Below are 18,970 nucleotides of genomic sequence, written 5' to 3' on the forward strand. Positions count from 1 at the left end.
TTCACTTCATTTTCAGTGGGCGCATTGTAAGGCCTGCGCTTGGCATCGTACAGTTTGCTAGCCCGCAAAAACAAAAGGCCCTGCAGTGAGGGCCTTTTGCTGGACTGGTTTTTGGTGGGCTAGGCACCCAAGGCCCTAGACATCCAAATAATCCAAGATGCCTTGAGCTGCTTCGCGCCCTTCCCAAATAGCCGTAACCACCAAGTCAGAGCCACGCACCATATCGCCGCCGGCGAATACTTTGGGGTTGGAGGTTTGAAACTTAAATTCTTGATGCTCAGCCGCTTCAACACCGCCCCAACTATTAATCTTAATGCCGTGCTCTTCGAACCAAGGCGCCGGGCTAGGTTGGAAACCGAACGCCACCAATACCGTATCGGCCGGTACAATTTGCTCCGAACCCGGTACGACTTCCGGCCGGCGACGACCATTTTCATCGGGTGCGCCCAGCTGAGTGGTCACCACTTTAACGCCTTCCACTTTGCCATCGCCGACAATTTCAACCGGCTGACGGTTGAAAATAAACTTCACACCTTCCTGCTTGGCATTTACCACTTCGCGTTTAGAACCCGGCATGTTTTCTTCATCGCGACGGTAGGCGCAAGTCACCGATGCCGCCTGCTGGCGAATAGAGGTGCGGTTGCAATCCATAGCCGTATCACCACCGCCTAACACCACCACGCGCTTACCCGCCACGCTAATAAAATCGGCCGGGTCTTTTTCAAAGCCCATATTGCGGTTCACGTTGGCAACGAGGAATGGTAGCGCATCGTAAACGCCCGCCAGCTCTTCGCCAGGGAAACCGCCTTTCATATACTTGTAAGTCCCCATACCCATAAATACCGCGTCGTAATCGCGCAGCAAATCGGCCATGGAAACATCCTTACCAATTTCTGTGTTTAAGCGAAATTCGATGCCCATCTCGGTGAAGATTTCACGGCGACGGCTCAACACCGACTTTTCCAATTTAAACTCGGGGATGCCGAAGGTTAATAGACCACCTATCTCCGGGTATTTATCGAATACCACAGGCTTAACACCATTGCGCACCAGAATATCCGCACAGCCAATACCGGCGGGGCCGGCGCCAATGATGGCCACTTTTTTATCAGTCCAAACCACTTTCGACATATCGGGCTTCCAACCCATGGCGAACGCGGTATCGGTAATGTATTTTTCGGCGTTGCCGATGGTCACCGCGCCGAAGCCGTCGTTGAGTGTGCAAGCACCTTCGCACAAACGATCTTGCGGACAAACGCGACCGCACACTTCGGGCAGTGAATTGGTTTGGTGGCTCAACTCGGCCGCTTCGAAAATATTGCCTTCGCTAATCAGCTTTAACCAGTTGGGGATGAAATTATGTACTGGGCACTTCCACTCACAATAAGGGTTGCCACACTCCAAACAGCGGTGGCTTTGATCTTTCACTTCCTCTTCCGTATAGGGCTTGTAGATTTCCACAAACTCATGTTTACGGGTTTTCAGTGATTTTTTCGCGGGGTCTTGGCGACCCACGTCGATAAACTGAAAATGATTATTTAAGCGAGCTGACATAGATGCTTCCTCTAAAATTCTGTTTGGTTACTGCGGGCTTGCAACAGTTTGCTTGAGCAAACCATCCAAGCTCGCGGCCTTCGGCTTAACCAGCCAGAACTTGCCAATCAGGTCGGTGAAGTTATCCAATAAATATTGGCCCCACTCGCTACCGGTTTCGGCAACAAATTCTTCAATAATTTGCTGCAAGTGCGTTTGATGCGCTTCCAACTCTTCATTGTTGATACGCGCAATTTCGACCAACTCGCGGTTATAGCGATCTGAGAAGCTGCGCTCAATATCGAGCACATAGGCGAAACCACCGGTCATACCGGCGCCAAAGTTCACGCCTACTTTTCCAAGCACCGCAACAACACCACCGGTCATGTATTCGCAGCAGTGATCGCCTGCCCCTTCCACCACAGCCTGCACACCCGAGTTGCGCACAGCGAAGCGCTCGCCCGCCGTGCCCGCAGCAAACAATTTTCCGCCGGTTGCACCGTATAAACAGGTGTTGCCAATAATCGAGGTTTCCTGTGACTTGAACGAGGAAATTTTCGGCGGACGAATAACCAACTTACCACCGGCCATACCCTTGCCCACATAATCGTTGGCGTCGCCCTCCAAGTACAACTCCAAACCACCGGCATTCCACACGCCAAAACTTTGACCCGCCACACCGGTGAGTTTTAGCTTGATGGGGCTATCACTCATACCCAAATTGCCGTGGCGCTTGGCAATTTCACCACTCAAACGCGCGCCAATGGAGCGGTCGCAGTTGGTAACCCTAAACGCAAACTCGCCACCGCTTTTCGCTTCAATAGCGGGCAACAAGGTCGCCACCATCGTCTCGGCCAGCTGACCTTCATCAAAGGGCTGGTTACGCGCCTGCTGGCAGGTTTGAGGTTTGGACGCTAAAAAATCATCGCTATAAATTACTGGGCTTAAATCTAACTGTGATTGACGTTTGGTTCGACCTTCAATGGTCTCCAATAAATCAACCCGGCCGACAAGCTCCTCAAGTGTGCGAACGCCTAGGCGCGCCATCCACTCGCGAGTTTCTTCCGCCATAAATTTAAAGAAGTTCATCGCCATATCGACGGTACCGATATAGTGATCGCGTCGCAATCTATCGTTTTGCGTTGCCACGCCGGTAGCACAGTTATTCAAATGGCAGATGCGTAAATACTTACAACCTAAGGCCACCATGGGCGCCGTACCGAAGCCAAAGCTTTCCGCGCCTAACATTGCCGCTTTAACAACATCCAAGCCAGACTTTAAGCCGCCGTCGGTTTGCACCCGCACCTTGCCGCGCAAATTATTGGCGCGCAGCATCTGATGGGTTTCAGACAGGCCCAACTCCCAAGGCGAGCCAGCGTAGCGAATAGACGTGATCGGGCTGGCTGCGGTACCGCCGTCATAACCAGAAATAGTAATTAAATCCGCATAGGCTTTAGCAACACCCGCCGCAATAGTACCAACGCCAGGGCGCGACACCAATTTAACCGACACCAACGCGTCTGGGTTAACTTGCTTCAGGTCGTAAATGAGCTGCGCCAAATCTTCAATCGAATAAATATCGTGATGCGGCGGCGGAGAAATTAAGGTCACGCCTGGCACTGAGTAACGCAAGCGCGCAATCAACGCATTAACTTTACCACCGGGCAACTGCCCGCCTTCGCCGGGCTTGGCGCCCTGCGCCACTTTGATTTGCAGTACTTCACCGTTAACCAAATACTCAGGCGTAACACCAAAGCGGCCGGACGCAACCTGCTTAATTTTCGACGATTTAATGGTGCCGTGGCGCGCGGGATCTTCCCCGCCTTCGCCGCTGTTCGAGCGACCGCCTAAGGTGTTCATCGCCTGCGCTAAAGCCTCGTGCGCCTCGGGCGATAAGGCACCTAAGGACATAGCGGCTGAGTCGAAGCGCTTAACAATCGATGCCACAGATTCCACTTCGTCCAAGGGCACGGGAGTGATGTTGTCTTTGATTTTCAAGAGATCGCGCAGTGTGGCGGTGGGCCGATCGTTGACCAAACCGGCGTAGTCGCGCCATACACTGTAGTCACCGGTTTGCACGGCCTTTTGCAGCGTCTGCACAACATCCGGGTTAAAGGCGTGATACTCCTGGCCGTGCATATATTTGAGTAAACCGCCTGGCTGGATAGGTTTGCGGGCTTTGTTGGCGTAACTTAAAAGTTTAACCACATCGGATTGCAAATCGTCAAAACCAGCGCCTTCAATGCGGCTCGGCGTTTCGGGGAAACACAAATCAACCACGTCCGAGTTCAGACCGATAATTTCAAACAAGTAGGCACCGCGATAGGAGGCCACCGTTGAGATACCCATCTTGGAGAGAATTTTCAACAGGCCTTTACAGATAGCCGTCACATAACGCTTCTGCGCGGTGGCGGCATCGTCGAGCATTTCACCGGTTTGAATTAAGTGATTGATGACACTGTAACTCAGGTAGGGGTGAACGGCGGTGGCACCATAGCCAATCAAACAGGCAATTTGATGCGAATCACGCGCAGTCGCGGTGTCGGCAATAATATTGGAGTTACAGCGCAGGCCGGTTTTTACCAAGCGCGCATGCACGGCACCGGTCGCCAACAAGGCGTGAATCGGCAGTTTATCCGTTTCCACATCGCGATCAGACAGTACGGCGATCACCGTGCCTTCGCGCACCGCGGCTTCAACTTCATCACATAAATCGACAATGGCCTGGCGCAAATCTTTTTGCGCAGGATCGAAATACAAACTGAACTTGCGAACCCGGTAACCTGGCTTGTCGAACTTTAAAATATAGTCGCACTTAGCCCAGGTTAATACCGGCGATGACAAGATCAAGCGATCAGCGTGATCTTCCACATGCTCGAACACGGACTTCTCTGCGCCCAAACAGGTTTCTAGCGACATCACAATAGATTCGCGTAGCGGATCTATTGGCGGATTCGTCACTTGCGCAAACTGCTGGCGGAAGAAATCGTATAAACAGCGCTCTTTTTCCGATAGCACGGCCATAGGCGTATCGTCGCCCATAGAACCGACAGCTTCTTGACCACCTTCGGCCAAGGGACGAATGACCTGATCGCGCTCTTCAAAGGTTACTTGGAATAACTTTTGGTGGCGGAAGAACTCGTCCATGGTGAACTGATTATCAATCGCCGGGCCATTGTAATCGGCGCGTAAACGGGTGGCACGCTTTGACAGCCACTGCTTATAGGGCTGCGCGTCTTTTAACATCTTATCGATGTCTTCACTAAAAAATAGCTTGCCCGTCTCAGTGTCGATCGAGAGCATTTGCCCAGGGCCTAAACGACCTTTGGCCACAACGTCTTCAGGCTTATAGCCGTGTACGCCCACTTCCGAGGCGACGGTAATAAAATCATCTTTAGTGATGACATAACGCGACGGGCGCAAACCGTTGCGGTCTAAGGTACACACCGCGTAGCGGCCGTCGGTAATAACCAAACCGGCCGGGCCATCCCACGGCTCCATGTGCATGGAGTTATATTCGTAGAAGGCGCGTAAATCTGGGTCCATATGCTCGACGTTTTGCCACGCTGGCGGCACTAACATGCGCACGGCGCGGTGTAACTCCATACCACCGGCGAGTAACACTTCGAGCATATTATCCAAACTCGATGAGTCAGAACCGGTGCGGTTTACCAGGGGCGTGATTTCATTCAGCTCGGGCAATAAATTGGTTTGAAATTTTGGCGTGCGCGCCACAGACCAATTGCGGTTCGCGGTGATGGTGTTAATTTCACCGTTGTGCGCCAACAATCTAAAGGGCTGCGCCAAAGGCCAACGAGGCAAGGTATTGGTCGAGAAGCGCTGGTGGAATACACAGATCGCCGTCTCTAAACGCTTGTCCGCTAGGTCCAAAAAGAAGCGCGGCAAGTCTACCGGCATCATTAAGCCTTTAAAGGACATCACCTTGGCATTGAGGCTACCCACATAGAAGCTTACATCCGCCGCCAAACGCAGCTCTGCTTTCCTGCGAACAATAAATAGCTTGGCATTCAATTGCTCGTCAGTCATGCCCTCACAATTGACGAACACATTATAAAAAGACGGCACTGATTCCAAAGCAATCGGCCCGAGGCAGGCATTGTCCGTTGGCATCTGGCGCCAACCCGCAAGGGTCAAGCCCTTGGCGGCAATCTCTTCATTAACAATTTTCTTTTGTGTTTCGGCGAGCTCGGCATCGGTGCTGAGCATCATCACGCCAACACCGTAGACATTGGTCAAGGGCAAACAACCGGCTTCTTCAGCCAACGAACGCATGAAACTGTCTGGCTTTTGCAGTAGCAACCCGCAGCCGTCACCGGTTTTACCGTCGGCAGCAATGCCACCGCGGTGCGTCATGCAGGTCAAAGCTTCGATAGCCGTTGTTAGCAACCGGTGGCTGGTTTCACCTTTTAAGTGGGCAATCAAGCCAAAGCCACAGTTGTCTTTGAACTCGTCTAACCGGTACAGGCCAGTGCTCATAAACAGTCCTTCAAATCGTTAAGAATTCCGCTAAGCAAGGGTTGGTTTAGGGCAACCAAGCGCGCCCTAAAGCCCTCTGTGAGCAATCAGTAGAGCGCAGTAACCACAGCAGGCAAAGCCCGCTGACGCTCAAAATATCGATATTGCCGGTGATGCTAGAGATTCCAGATTCAGCGCCAGTTCACTAAACTTACGCCAAATCACTCGTTGAATCAGATCCCGCACAGAGGTCCCTCAGATCCCACCTACCAAACTGTACTGCAGTTTCTGCTGTTTACAGGGCAAATGGGCGCAGAATGTTACCCGCTAAGCCATTCGGGTGCAAGTTGAGTCGCGCAATGATTGGAAAGCTAGGCGTTAGTGACCGATTCAATATTGCTAAAGTGTTTAATTTTCGTTTATTTGCTGCTGGACAGAGGCCAATGTGCGCGGCCAAGGGCCCGCTTTCTGCAGATTTTTGGGGAGTCTTTGCGTTGCTTGTCGCGCGGCATCCGAGCTCTCGTAATCACCCAAGACCACCACGTACCAAGGCTTACCGTCGCGTTTAGTGGTATACCAACGCAAGGGCTGACTGGCGTTTGCCTCTATAAAGCGCTCGACCCCAGCCTTGGACTCAGCCGCTAAGACTTGCAAGGTAAAGTGCTCTGCCGGCAAGGCTAGCAGCAGCAGCTCGTCTCCTGCAAATGCAGGCAAAGGGGTCACAGCTGCTTTTGGTGTTTCAACCACTGGTTGATGAAGAGACTCAAGCTGCTGTCCAGGTGTGATCACCGTGGGTTGTGGCGCCGACCTAACATGCCCACCTGAAACCATCAATGGATCATCTATAGCTACATCGGTTGTGGACTCATCAGTCGCTCTAACAGACGTGCCAGCCGAAGACGATACTATTGGCTCGCTGATGGGTGCAACAACCGGTGCTGGCGCCGGCACCTCAACAGCAGCCTGTGGCACTAGTACCACTGGGGTGCTAACTGTATTAGCCGCTGAATCACCGTCATAACCCCACCAAGCAATCGCTAAAATTAAGCAGAGCACTGCCAGCGCTGATAGATGCAGCCAAGGTATTCTCATGGTGGCTTGAATTGGGGCACTAGCCTTTTCCAACAAGTGGATTTCGGCCATCGCATTAACGCGATTCAAGTCGCCGCTACTGGTCAGCCAAATAGACTCCTCATCCACTTCACTAAAGGGGCTGACACTGTCAAAACCTGCATCCGCTAAACGAAAAGCTAAATAATCGGCGACGAATTCCTGGCTGATATCAGGCATGGAAAATATTTGCGGCGGTTCTGCATCAGGCTGATGAACAGATTGCAATTTATCAGCCAAATCGGCGGAGCCTACGAGCAACAAATGCCAGCAAGTGCCCGAATCATCGGGGTTAACTAAATCGAGTAAGGCTTTGAGCGTTTGCGGCTGCAACACATCGGCGTCATCGAGCAAAATATAGACCTGCAAGCTACCGCCGCTAAATTCGCTCCACTCCCGTAAGCGGGCGCGCAATCGCTGCTCCGAATCCTGCTCAGCAACCGCAAGGCCGATGGTTTTTGCAAGGTTAAACAACAATTCACTGGGCGAACCGAGCTCGATACCAGCGCGATAGAACACATAGTCTTCGCTCGATAACTGCGTATAGATCTGCTGGATTAGTGTCGTCTTACCTACACCGGGAGGACCAACCAGTGCCGAAACATTATCGGAAAAATGCAGCAGATGAATTAACTGGGCAAGTAAAGATTGGCGCCCATGGGCGGTAAAAAAACCACCGAGGCCTTTCTCAAAGGCTGGCTGCGTCAAGCCAAATAGCTGAATATAATCCAATAACGGCTCCGACTGCGTCGACAAGTCTTCAGCTTCGACGCGCAGATTGCGGAAGTTTGCCGCCGTTTTGTCTGCGCTGTCTGCCATACAGATCCACCCTTGTGTATTTTTTGTTCAGGCTAACGCCTTTAATGAGTATCGGCAAGCCCAGAACTTATGGATGCCTGTAGCACGTGTTGCAAATCACTTAGTCCAACATCGTTGACCACCACCGCCTCACCTAAGGCCTTCAACAAAACAAAGCGCAAGCGGCCATCCATCACTTTTTTATCGACGCTCATATGTGCTAAAAATTGGTCAACCGTCATCGACTTAGGGGCAGCAATAGGGAGCTGTGCCTTTTCCAATAAACCACGCACCCGGACGACATCCTTAGCAGCCAACCAGCCCAACTTTTCAGACAGCTCGGCCGCCAACATCATACCGGCACCCACTGCCTCGCCATGCAACCAATTGCCATAGCCCAACTGCGTCTCAATGGCATGTCCAAAGGTATGGCCTAAGTTTAACAAAGCGCGAACACCACCCTCGCGTTCATCGGCAGCAACAATTTTTGCTTTGTTCTCACACGACCGCCGAATAGCATAAATCAGCGCATCTGGGTCGAGCGCGACCAAGCGCTCAATATTCAACTCCAACCACCGCAAAAACTCAGCATCGCCCAACAAACCGTATTTAATAACTTCCGCCAAGCCCGCTGAAATCTCACGAGCGGGCAAAGTTGCAAGCAAATCAATATCGATGATCACCGCTTGTGGTTGATAGAAGGCGCCAATCATATTTTTGCCGAGCGGATGGTTGATGCCTGTTTTACCACCCACCGAGGAGTCCACCTGGGACAGCAAAGTGGTTGGCACCTGAATAAAATTAACGCCGCGTTGATAGCTAGCTGCTGCAAATCCACACATATCGCCAACAACCCCACCCCCTAGTGCGATTAATGTTGTGTTGCGATTGTGCCGAGCTTGCAACAAACCATCGAAGATCAGGTTTAATGTGGCAAAGTTTTTATGGGCTTCGCCATCCGGCAATTGAACTTGCGCCCCCTGCTTATCCTTCAAGCTCGATTGAAGTCTGGATTGGTATAAAGGGCCCACTGTACTGTTAGTAACAATACAGACCTGATCACTTTTGATGTGAGGTAAAAATAAACTCGGCTCAGCCAACAGGCCGGAACCAATATAGATGGGGTAACTGCGATCACCCAAATCAACCTGTACAATCTGCATTTTTACCCCCGAATTCAAAAGTCGGAACAATAGCAGATTTCTACATCTAAGGCTGCTTAAGCAGCCCTCGACTTAGTTAGGAAGATCGAACCAATGCAGCCATTTCCTGTGCAACCAGCTTTGGCGCTCGCTGTTCGGTATCAATGATGTGAGTCGCGACCTCGGCATACAAAGGATCGCGAATAGCCAGAAGTTCGCGAATGCGAGACTCCGGATCGGCGACCTGCAATAAAGGCCTTCGCTTATCCTTTGCCGTGCGCTCCAGCAATTGCTCTGTGGATGCCGTTAAATAAAAGACAATCCCTGAGGATTTAAGGCATTGGCGATTTTCTTCTCGCATAACGATGCCGCCGCCCGTCGCAATAACAAGCTGCCCCTGCAGTGACAGATCGGCTAACACAGCAACCTCTCGCTGCCGAAAGCCTGCTTCCCCTTCGACATCAAATATCCAAGGAATATCAGCACCAGTGCGCTCTTCAATTTCTCTATCCGAATCTTTGAAGGGATAACCCAGCTGTTGTGCAAGTAGTTTACCGATAGTAGTTTTGCCGGCCCCCATGGGGCCGACAAGAAAGACCGGACGACTCACTGAGCAAAATTGTCCGACATGATGCGAGGAGTAATAAAGATCAACAATTCAGTTTTGTTCTCACTCGTTACATCCTGACGGAAGGCACGGCCTAAGTAGGGAATATCGCCAAAGAAAGGAACCTTAGTGACTCCCTTAACCTGCTCAGTCTGAAAGATTCCACCCAGCACGATAGTTTCGCCATCTGCAGCAAGTACTTTGGTATTTAACTGAGTTACATCAATGGAGGGAATACCCGTTGGAGTAATTTCACCCACACTGTCCTTATGGATTTGAAGCTCCATAATGATGTGGTTATCTGGCGTTATCTGTGGCGTGACATCCAGTTTCAATACAGCCTCTTTAAAAGAAGTTGTGGTAGCACCGCTGGAGGAGGCCTCCTGGTAAGGAATCTCAGTACCGGACATAATAGTGGCTTTTTGCTTGTCGCCGGTAATCACCTTTGGCTGGGATACCACTTCGGCGTGACCAGAATCCTCGAGCGCAGACAACTCCAGAGCTAAGTAGGTATTATCGTCGACGAAGGCCGCGGTAATAGCACCAGCCGGGTTAACAACCCCGAGATCAATCATCATGGAATCACTCAAGTCAAACTCGATCTGACCGGTATCGTCGTCTACATCATAATCTAAGGTTTCTAGAGAGCCCGTAAATCTACCTTGGCTATTATCATTATTACTGAACCCTAATCCACCCCAACGAACGCCTAACTCTTCACGGAAATCAGTATTGGCAATTACAATGCGCGCTTCAATCATTACTTGCCGGATAGGAATATCAACCTCGGCGATAACTTTCTTGAACTCGGTAATTTTTTCTTCGGTATCTGTGAGGATAATCGAGTTAGTGCGCTCATCGACGATGGCTCGACCGCGCTCAGACAAAAGCGATCCTGTTGAATTTCTATCGCTGCTGCTACTACCGCTTCCACCACCAAAGTCCCTACCACTACCGCTCTCCCTTTGACCTTTAAACAATTCGAACAACTCTTTCGCGTTGGCGTAACGCACGCGAATGTACTCTGTGCGCAGAGGAGCCAATTCCTCCAATTGCTTTTTAGTTTCCAGCTCTTGGCGCTCGCGCTCGGCGATCTCAGCCGCCGGCGCGACCATCAACACATTACCAATCTGGCGCTTATCCAAGCCCTTGGTCTTTAACACTAAATCCAAGGCCTGATCCCACGGCACATTGTCCAAGCGCAAGGTAATACGACCACTTACCGTATCGGAAGCCACAAGATTTAGTTCAGTAAAGTCGGCAATCAACTGCAACACAGATCGCACTTCGATATCTTGGAAATTCAAAGATAGTTTGTCGCCAACAAAGGCAAAGGCGGCATTCTTAGCTTCCAACTCTTGCTTATTGAGCGGCTTAACACTAATAACATAGTTATTGTCAGCTTGGTAAGCGATGTAATCAAACTGACCAGGTGCGGCAATATCCACCACGGTATTGCGGCCATCATAATTCATATTAACTTGTGTAACAGGCGTTGCGAAATCAGTTACATCCAAACGACGACGTAATTCTTGCTCTAAAAATGTATTGATAAAGGTAACCCGAACGCCACTACTTACCTCGTCAACGTCTACCTCTAGATGAGCATCCGAAAGGGTAAAGTACAATTCGCCAGCGCCCTGCGCATTGCGCTTGAAATCAACGTCAGCAACACTGACTCGGCTATTGGCAGGTTTATCATTTGCACTTTTCGCAGTACTGGTCTGCTGAGATAAAGCTGCGCTACCACCGACGTTCGCTTTGGCCATCGCGTCACCGACATTGGTACCACCAACGGCAAGGATAAACTGGTTACCTTCGATGCGAGTCGAATAAGGCTGTAAATCATCGAGCGAGATAATTAAGCGAGTACGGCCACCGGCACTTACAATCGCTGCATCTTTGGCATTTTCAAAAGACAGCGCATACTTTTTCTGACTCAGGGCGTTATCCGTCTCAGGGAAATCAAGCACAATTCTCGCGGGTTTATCGATGGTGTAGCCATCAGGTGTGACGGGCGCCTCACTGAACTGCAAGTGCACCTCGAAACGCTGACCTGGTAACTCAGCGAACTTTATATCCTGAATGGTGTTGGCCTGAGCCACGCCTGCGCCAACGATCAAGGTCGCAATCGCAACCACTCTATACCCCAAACAGGTCAGTGATTTCATTAAATTACTCATGGCTGCTATTCCTTTTCCTCAATTCGTAAGCTTCTTGGTCTTTCAATCCAACCATTTAAGCCATCTGACACTATTTCTAAAAACTCAATTTGAGCCTGATTAATGGAAACGACATGGCCATGATTACGGCCGACATAATTTCCTTGCCGCACACGATGTACGCCACCTTTATCGTCTGAGACCAATGCCCACAAGGTGCCGTCTTTCTCAATCGTCCCCACCATTTTCAACACGCTAACCGAGTAATTTTCGAGATGCTCGCGCTCTCTGTTGAAATCAGGCTGGATTTTTTTACCAGCAGAACGCAACAATTGTTGCAACTCAACAACAGGTCGATCAAAGGGGCTTCTCAGCAGCATAGCGCCGTAATTAAACGCTTCATAAGGCCGAAACGAAGGCACAGGATCAATAGGCCCTGCCTGCCGAGCCTTTACGCTTGCCACATATGCCTTCAGATCAGAATCGTCGTGAACACTACAAGCCGACAAGCCGCCGCAAACAACTAAGAAAGCAATACGATTAATCAATGTCATTATTGCTCTCCCTGCGACTTGTAACGGTAGGTTTTAGCCGAAATATTCATCTGCAGGAAGGTACCTTCCTTATTTGGCTCGATGAGGTAATCGTGCAAGGTGACGATGCGCGGCATGCTGGAAATACCAGACACAAAGGCGCCAAAATCGTGATAACCACCTTGAACAACAATTTTAATGGGCAGCTCGATATAAAACTCCGCAGCAACCTCGGGCTCAAGTTTAATACTGTCGATGGACAAACCACTTGATGAGCCCTTCTCATCAATATCTTCTAGCAGGCCAGGAACTTCAGTATCGCTCGGCAACTGCGAAACTAACGCACCTAACGACTGCTCCATTTCAACCATTTGCTGTCGATAGGCTTCAAGATTCGCGGCCTGTTCACTTTTATCTTCAAACGACTTCCTCAGCTGCACTTCTTTGGCCGCGGACGAAGCAAGTTGAACTTCCAAGTCTTTAACGAAAAGGAAATAGGTTAATGCACCAATCGCAACGGCCATTATTATTGCCAGCATAGCCTTGACCCATGCGGGCCATATGCCTATCTTTTCCCAATCGACATCAGCTATATCAAAATTCTGAATTTGCTCAAGAGCATCTGCAAACGCCATGATTATTTGCCTTCCTCTTGCTCTGACTTCGGCACAGCGGTACGCACCGACATGCTAAATTTATTTGCCAACTCACCCTCTTCTGGCGCAGCCGCCACAGAAGTCAAATTTGGCGATTGAAACCAATCGGACTCATCAAGATTTCGCATTAACGAGGAGACGCGATTGTTTGATTCGGCAATGCCCGAAATATCAATTTTGTCTCCCGTGCGCTTCAAGTTTAAGACAAAAACACCATCGGGAATGGCGCGGGCCATCTCGTCAAAATAGCGCACGATTACCGGTCTTGTGCCTTGCAAGCCTTGAATAACACGCATGCGGTCTATCAGTTCCGCTTTGCGTTTTTTCAAGTCGCGAATTTCAGCCACTTGCTTTTCTAACTGCTGTATCTCGCGCTCAAGAGTGGCATTGCGTTGATTCTGAAATTCAATGTCACCCTCAACACTGGCAACCCACATATAAGCGAGAGCGGCGGCAATGATAAACACACCCCCGAGGATGGTGAAATATTCCTGTTTTTTCTCTTGGCGGTATTGATCGCGCCAAGGCAATAAGTTTATGCGTGACATTAGTCTTCAAAGCTCCTCATTGCCAAACCGGTTGCGATCATCAATGAAGGGGCATCAGCCGCCAGCGCTACCGCATTTACCTTAGGTGAAACAGACATACTGGAAAAAGGGTTAGCGATTGTGGTCTGCGTACCTAGTTTTTCTTCAATCAATTCTGCCAAGCCTTCCATCGCGGCAACACCGCCAGCTAACACAATATGGTCAACATCGTTGTATTGGCTCGAGGAAAAAAAGAACTGCAATGAGCGAGTCACCTGTTGAACCACTGATTCCTTAAACTGAAGCAGCACTTCGGTTTCATAATCATCAGGCAAACCACCTTGTTTTTTGGCCAGACCAGCTTCTTCCGCCGACAAACCGTAACGACGCTGAATTTCTTCGGTTAATTGCTTGCCGCCGAAAAGCTGCTCGCGGGTATAGATGGTTTTGCCCTCGAGCAACACGCTTAAGGTGGTCATGGTGGCGCCAATATCTAAGATGGCCACCACTTGATCGGAATCATCTTCAAACTGACGCGCGACCAAGGAGAAGGCGCGCTCCATAGTGTAGGCTTCTACATCCACCACTTTAGGAATCAACCCGGCCTGCTCAAGCACGGCCGAACGCAAATCGACATTTTCGCGTCGACAGGCAGCCAACAACACTTCCACTTGATCAGGGTTGCGCGGCGACGGGCCTTGCACCTCAAAATCAATAGCCACTTCTTCAAGTGGGTAGGGAATGTATTGATCGGCCTCTAAGGAAATTTGCGTTTCCATAGCGTCGTCGGAAAGCCCCGAGGGCATTTCGATCAACTTGGTGATGACCGCAGACCCTGCGACAGCAACCGCTGCATACTGAGTCTTGCATTTAGCTTGCTGCGCGACCTTTTTGATCACATCAGCCACCACCTCTACATCGGCGATATTCTTCTCCGATACGGCGTTCGGCGGCAGTGCCCGCACAGCGTAGCTTTCAACGCGGTAACGCTCGCCCTGACGGGAAAGCTCAAGCAGCTTGACCGACGTGGAACTGATATCCAGGCCGATTACCGGTTTTGTCTTTTTCTCGAGAAATCCCAAAATTCCCATTTTCCTATCAATTTCCGTAACTTACAGACAAGTTATGTTATAGCACTTTAACTTAAGCCTGCAACAATAGTGGCAATATGTAAAGCCCGTAAAAGCCCGTATAATGGCGGGCAAATTGACAAGGCCACCTAAGCTACTAATTCCTATGGAAAAAATATCCAAGAACTACCGCACAGTTCGCCTAATTTGCTGGCTACTACTGGCCGGAATCAGCGCCACAGCCCTCTCGACAGGCGGGCTATACCTCTATCTGAGCCCAAAACTCCCCTCTGTTGAGGCACTTAGGCAGATAAAATTCCAAACACCGCTGCGCATTTACTCTGCAGACGGCAAGCTAATCGGTGAGTTTGGCGAGAAGCGTCGCAGCCCCATTCGCTACGATCAGATCCCTCAGGCGTATATCGACGCCATACTCGCCGCCGAAGACGACCAATTCTACAAACATCACGGCGTGTCCATTAAAGGACTTTTGAGAGCAGCTTCACAAATATTGCAAACAGGGCAGATTCAAGGGGGGGGCAGCACCATCACCATGCAGGTGGCGCGCAATTTCTTCCTTACCTTTGATCAAACCTTCCTGCGCAAAGCGAACGAAATTTTGCTGGCGATCAAAATTGAGAACGAACTCTCAAAACCAGAAATTTTAGAGCTATACGTCAACAAAATTTACTTAGGTAATCGAGCCTACGGTATCGAGGCCGCGTCTCAAGTTTACTACGGTAAGAGCATAGACCAACTTAACCTCGCGCAACTGGCTATGATTGCCGGCCTGCCCAAAGCACCATCGCGCTACAACCCAATCGCCAACCCGCCCAGAGCCACAATTCGAAGAAATTGGATTCTCGGGCGCATGTTAGAGCTAGGCAAAATCAATCAGGCGCAGTACACCGAGGCGCTAAACACCCCACTAAGCGCTCGCTTCCACGAGTTAGCGCTGGATTTAAGTTCGCCTTACGTGGCGGAGGTCGCGCGCCAACAGGTGATCGACTTTTACGGCGAGGACGCCTATAGCGATGGCCTCAAGGTTTACACCACTATCGACACCAAACTGCAGGAAACGGCTCAGAAGGCCGTGGTTAGCGGGTTACTTACCTATGATTCTAGGCACGGCTATCGTGGCCCGGAAAAGACCATAAAGCTCAATGACAACATCAGCGAACCCGAGGAGCGGCAAAAGGCCTATCTGGAAGAGTTGAATAAAATCCCTGTTTTAGGCGGATTACAGCCAGCCATTATCACCGAAGTATTCGAACAAAGCGCCACGGCGCTGCTCGGCGATGGCAACAACATTACCTTGGAGTGGGAACAGGGATTGGCGAGCGCACAGCGTTACATCAATGAAGACCGCGTAGGCTCGCCGCCGACCAAGGCAAGCCAAATTCTGAGCGAGGGCGACTTGGTTAGACTACTGCCCCAATCAGACCAGCAATGGCAGCTATCCCAAGTGCCCGCGGCGCAATCGGCGCTGGTTGCGCTCAACCCAGAAGATGGCGCTATTGTGTCCTTGGTGGGCGGCTTCGATTTCCGTCAAAGCCACTTCAACCGAGCCGTACAAGCGGAGCGCCAGCCCGGCTCGAGCTTTAAACCCTTTATTTATACCGCGGCACTCGAAAGCGGCTTCACCCCGGCGACGCTGATCAATGACGCCCCCATCGTGTTCGAAGACGCCAGCCTTGAAGGCACCTGGCGCCCCGAAAATGACAGCGGCCAATTTCTAGGCCCGACGAGAATGCGTCAGGCGCTATATCAATCGCGCAATTTAGTTTCCATTCGTATCCTGCGCTCAATGGGCATCCGACCCACCATCGAAAAAATGGCGCGCTTTGGTTTCGACACCGGCAAACTACCGCGCGACCTATCCCTAGCGCTGGGCAGCCACGCTGTCACGCCGCTACAAATTGCCACGGGCTACGCCGTGTTTGCCAACGGTGGTTTCCGCGTAGAGCCCTACCTAGTGAAATCGATTGCCGATGTCAAAGGCGACCTCATTTTTGAAGAAAACCCCTTGGTGGCCTGCCGCCTTTGCCCAGAGCGACTCGCCCATAAGCAAAAAGAAGAGGTCGAAACAGAGATAGAAACTACTGAGGACGAGGCCGAAACACTAGACGACTTACTGGCCGAAACAGCACCGAGTGAGCCCCCAGCCGTCGATATGACAGCGACCAAACCAGTCAGGCTAGCCAAGCGAATTCTCGATGAACGCGACGCCTTTATCATCGACTCGATGCTGCGCGACGTGGTGAAAAAAGGCACAGGTAAAAAAGCCATGGCCCTTGGTCGCGACGATTTAGCGGGTAAAACCGGGACCACCAACGGCCCTAGGGATGCTTGGTTCTCCGGCTACAACCACCAATTGGTGGCCACAGCCTGGCTCGGCTTCGATCAAAACTTCAATTTGGGTCGGCGCGAATACGGCGGCTCCGCCGCACTGCCGGTGTGGATCGACTTTATGAGCATCGCACTCGATGGCATGCCCGAAGCGCACCGCCGTCAACCCGATGGCATTATCACGGTACGCATCGACCCAAAAACCGGTAAACGCGCACAGCCAGGCAGTAGCGGTGCGATATTTGAAATATTCAAAGTAGAGAATGCACCCGAGGAGTCAGACGCTACCCACTCGCAGCAAGAATCCTTGGACGAAAGCGACGAAACCTTGCCGGAGGAGCTGTTTTAAACCAACAACAAGAGCGCAAGCCATTACTGCCCTTAGTCATGTCGCGGGAGAGCTTGGTGCCGCTACTAGCGACCGTCACCCGCATGGGATCAGATCGCTGATAGAAAAGCATGCTTTGCCGCGCTAGCAAGGCCCACAATGTGTCATTGTGGGCCGGTGCCGAGGGGCGAGTGTTGAGACTAGATGGACGTATTCACATCGTGTCGCTAGTGCGGGCACCAAACTCACGCCCAAGCATACGCCGAGATGTCGATTCTATTGTGGGGCTTAAAACCTACCGATGATCGCGTCGTTTTTGTGAGACAGCCTTGGGCGCATGTCCCTTTTTATAAAACCCTGGCGCTGCCGCAATCTCACTTTACATCCTGGAGCCCACCCAGTGGGTAGTGCGCAGGAAAGGGTAAGTGAGCAACGCCGGTATCCACCGCAGCTTGAGCCACCGCCGCTGCGACTCGACCCAACAAACGCGCATCGGTAGGCTTGGGAATAATATACTCCGGGCCAAAGCTCAGTGCCGCGCCGCCATAGGCTTTGCTGACATCGTCTGTCACCGTCTCTTTTGCAATGCTGCGAATAGCCTCAACCGCGGCTAATTTCATCGCCTCATTGATGATGCGCGCCCGCACATCCAAAGCGCCACGAAACAAAAACGGGAAACACAAGACATTGTTAACTTGATTAGGATAATCCGACCGGCCCGTCGCCATAATCAAATCCTGACGCACCTGATGAGCCAGCTCGGGCGCAATTTCCGGGTCGGGGTTAGAGCAGGCGAACACAATAGGCCTTGCCGCCATTTTCGCCAGCTGCTCGGCGCTCAACAGATCTGGGCCAGATACACCGAGAAACACATCGGCGCCTTCGATGGCATCATCGAGCGTGCGTAGGTGGGTTTGATTGGCAAACTGCGCCTTGTATTCATTGATATCATCGCGCTCGGCGTGAATCACACCCTTGCTATCGAGCATGGTGATGTTTTCTCGTCGCGCGCCGGCCGATATCATTAAATTGCAACAGGCAGTGGCGGCAGCGCCGGCACCCAAGCACACGATTCTGACCTCAGTGATAGATTTATCTTGTATTTCCAAAGCGTTCAACAAACCTGCCGTGGTGACAATGGCGGTGCCGTGTTGATCGTCGTGAAACACCGGAATATCGCACAACTCTTTTAGTATGCGCTCAATCTCAAAGCACTCAGGCGCCTTAATATCTTCGAGATTAATACCGCCAAAACTCAGGGCAATATTGGCAACGGTATCGATAAATGCCTGCGGGCTATCCGATGACACTTCCAAATCGATCGAGTTAATACCGGCGAAGCGTTTAAATAACAGGCACTTGCCTTCCATAACCGGTTTCGAGGCCAAAGGCCCTAAATTACCAAGGCCCAAAATTGCACTGCCATCAGAGATAACAGCGACAAGATTACCTTTACCTGTATATCGGTAGGCATTCTCTGGATCTCTCGCAATTTCGCGCACTGGCTCAGCCACACCGGGGCTGTATGCTAAAGATAAATCTTCCTGCGTTTCCGCAGGTTTGGACAACTCTATACTCAACTTTCCCGGAACCGGAAAAGCATGGTAATCAAGTGCCGCTTTTTTACGCGACTCTCCTGATGCTGATAACTCGGACATGGTTGCAACCGCCAATTTTGT

The 18,970-nt window shown here is 51.0% G+C and carries 12 protein-coding genes; 1 reads left to right on the top strand and 11 read right to left on the bottom strand.

The window, feature by feature from the left end:
• Positions 1-135: 135 nt before the first annotated feature.
• The 10 genes from QWY82_RS00580 to QWY82_RS00625 all read right to left on the bottom strand — a co-directional run bounded on the left by QWY82_RS00580 (position 136) and on the right by QWY82_RS00625 (position 14,635).
• A complete protein-coding gene (locus QWY82_RS00580) occupies positions 136-1,554 on the bottom strand; it encodes an FAD-dependent oxidoreductase (RefSeq protein WP_290259161.1) in 1,419 nt (472 codons plus the stop codon).
• A gap of 27 nt (positions 1,555-1,581) precedes the next feature.
• On the bottom strand, positions 1,582-6,030 hold the full coding sequence (gene gltB / locus QWY82_RS00585; protein ID WP_290259162.1) for a glutamate synthase large subunit: 4,449 nt from the start codon (positions 6,028-6,030) through the stop codon (positions 1,582-1,584).
• A gap of 387 nt (positions 6,031-6,417) precedes the next feature.
• Entirely contained in the window at positions 6,418-7,938 is a 1,521-nt protein-coding gene (locus QWY82_RS00590; RefSeq protein WP_290259164.1) for an SPOR domain-containing protein, read from the bottom strand.
• Positions 7,939-7,979: 41 nt separating this feature from the next.
• Positions 7,980-9,080, bottom strand: coding sequence for a 3-dehydroquinate synthase (aroB, locus tag QWY82_RS00595; protein ID WP_290259165.1), 1,101 nt, complete (start codon positions 9,078-9,080; stop codon positions 7,980-7,982).
• A 76-nt stretch (positions 9,081-9,156) separates the two neighbouring features.
• A complete protein-coding gene (gene aroK / locus QWY82_RS00600) occupies positions 9,157-9,669 on the bottom strand; it encodes a shikimate kinase AroK (RefSeq protein WP_290259166.1) in 513 nt (170 codons plus the stop codon).
• Positions 9,666-11,849 (bottom strand): type IV pilus secretin PilQ, encoded by a 2,184-nt coding sequence (locus tag QWY82_RS00605; RefSeq protein ID WP_290259167.1) that lies wholly within the window; start codon positions 11,847-11,849, stop codon positions 9,666-9,668. Before QWY82_RS00605 ends, aroK begins: the two co-directional genes overlap by 4 nt.
• Before the next feature lie 5 nt (positions 11,850-11,854).
• Positions 11,855-12,382, bottom strand: a complete 528-nt coding sequence (locus QWY82_RS00610) for a pilus assembly protein PilP (RefSeq protein WP_290259168.1) — start codon at positions 12,380-12,382, stop codon at positions 11,855-11,857.
• The gene (locus QWY82_RS00615; protein WP_290259169.1) at positions 12,382-12,996 is read right to left on the bottom strand and encodes a type IV pilus inner membrane component PilO; all 615 of its coding nucleotides are present in this window, start codon (positions 12,994-12,996) and stop codon (positions 12,382-12,384) included. The genes QWY82_RS00610 and QWY82_RS00615 overlap by 1 nt, the downstream gene beginning before the upstream one ends.
• Before the next feature lie 2 nt (positions 12,997-12,998).
• On the bottom strand, positions 12,999-13,565 hold the full coding sequence (locus QWY82_RS00620; protein ID WP_290259170.1) for a PilN domain-containing protein: 567 nt from the start codon (positions 13,563-13,565) through the stop codon (positions 12,999-13,001).
• Positions 13,565-14,635 (bottom strand): pilus assembly protein PilM, encoded by a 1,071-nt coding sequence (locus tag QWY82_RS00625; RefSeq protein WP_290259171.1) that lies wholly within the window; start codon positions 14,633-14,635, stop codon positions 13,565-13,567. Before QWY82_RS00625 ends, QWY82_RS00620 begins: the two co-directional genes overlap by 1 nt.
• A 145-nt stretch (positions 14,636-14,780) precedes the next feature.
• Between QWY82_RS00625 and QWY82_RS00630 the strand changes: the two genes are divergently transcribed.
• Complete coding sequence (locus QWY82_RS00630; RefSeq protein ID WP_290259172.1) at positions 14,781-17,312, top strand: penicillin-binding protein 1A; 2,532 nt, start codon at positions 14,781-14,783, stop codon at positions 17,310-17,312.
• Between the two features lie 353 nt (positions 17,313-17,665).
• Here QWY82_RS00630 and QWY82_RS00635 read toward each other — a convergent pair whose 3' ends face one another.
• Positions 17,666-18,949, bottom strand: coding sequence for a malic enzyme-like NAD(P)-binding protein (locus QWY82_RS00635; protein ID WP_290259173.1), 1,284 nt, complete (start codon positions 18,947-18,949; stop codon positions 17,666-17,668).
• Positions 18,950-18,970 lie beyond the last annotated feature (21 nt).

Origin of the sequence: Simiduia curdlanivorans (assembly GCF_030409605.1) — a bacterium.
Taxonomy (GTDB): domain Bacteria; phylum Pseudomonadota; class Gammaproteobacteria; order Pseudomonadales; family Cellvibrionaceae; genus Simiduia; species Simiduia curdlanivorans.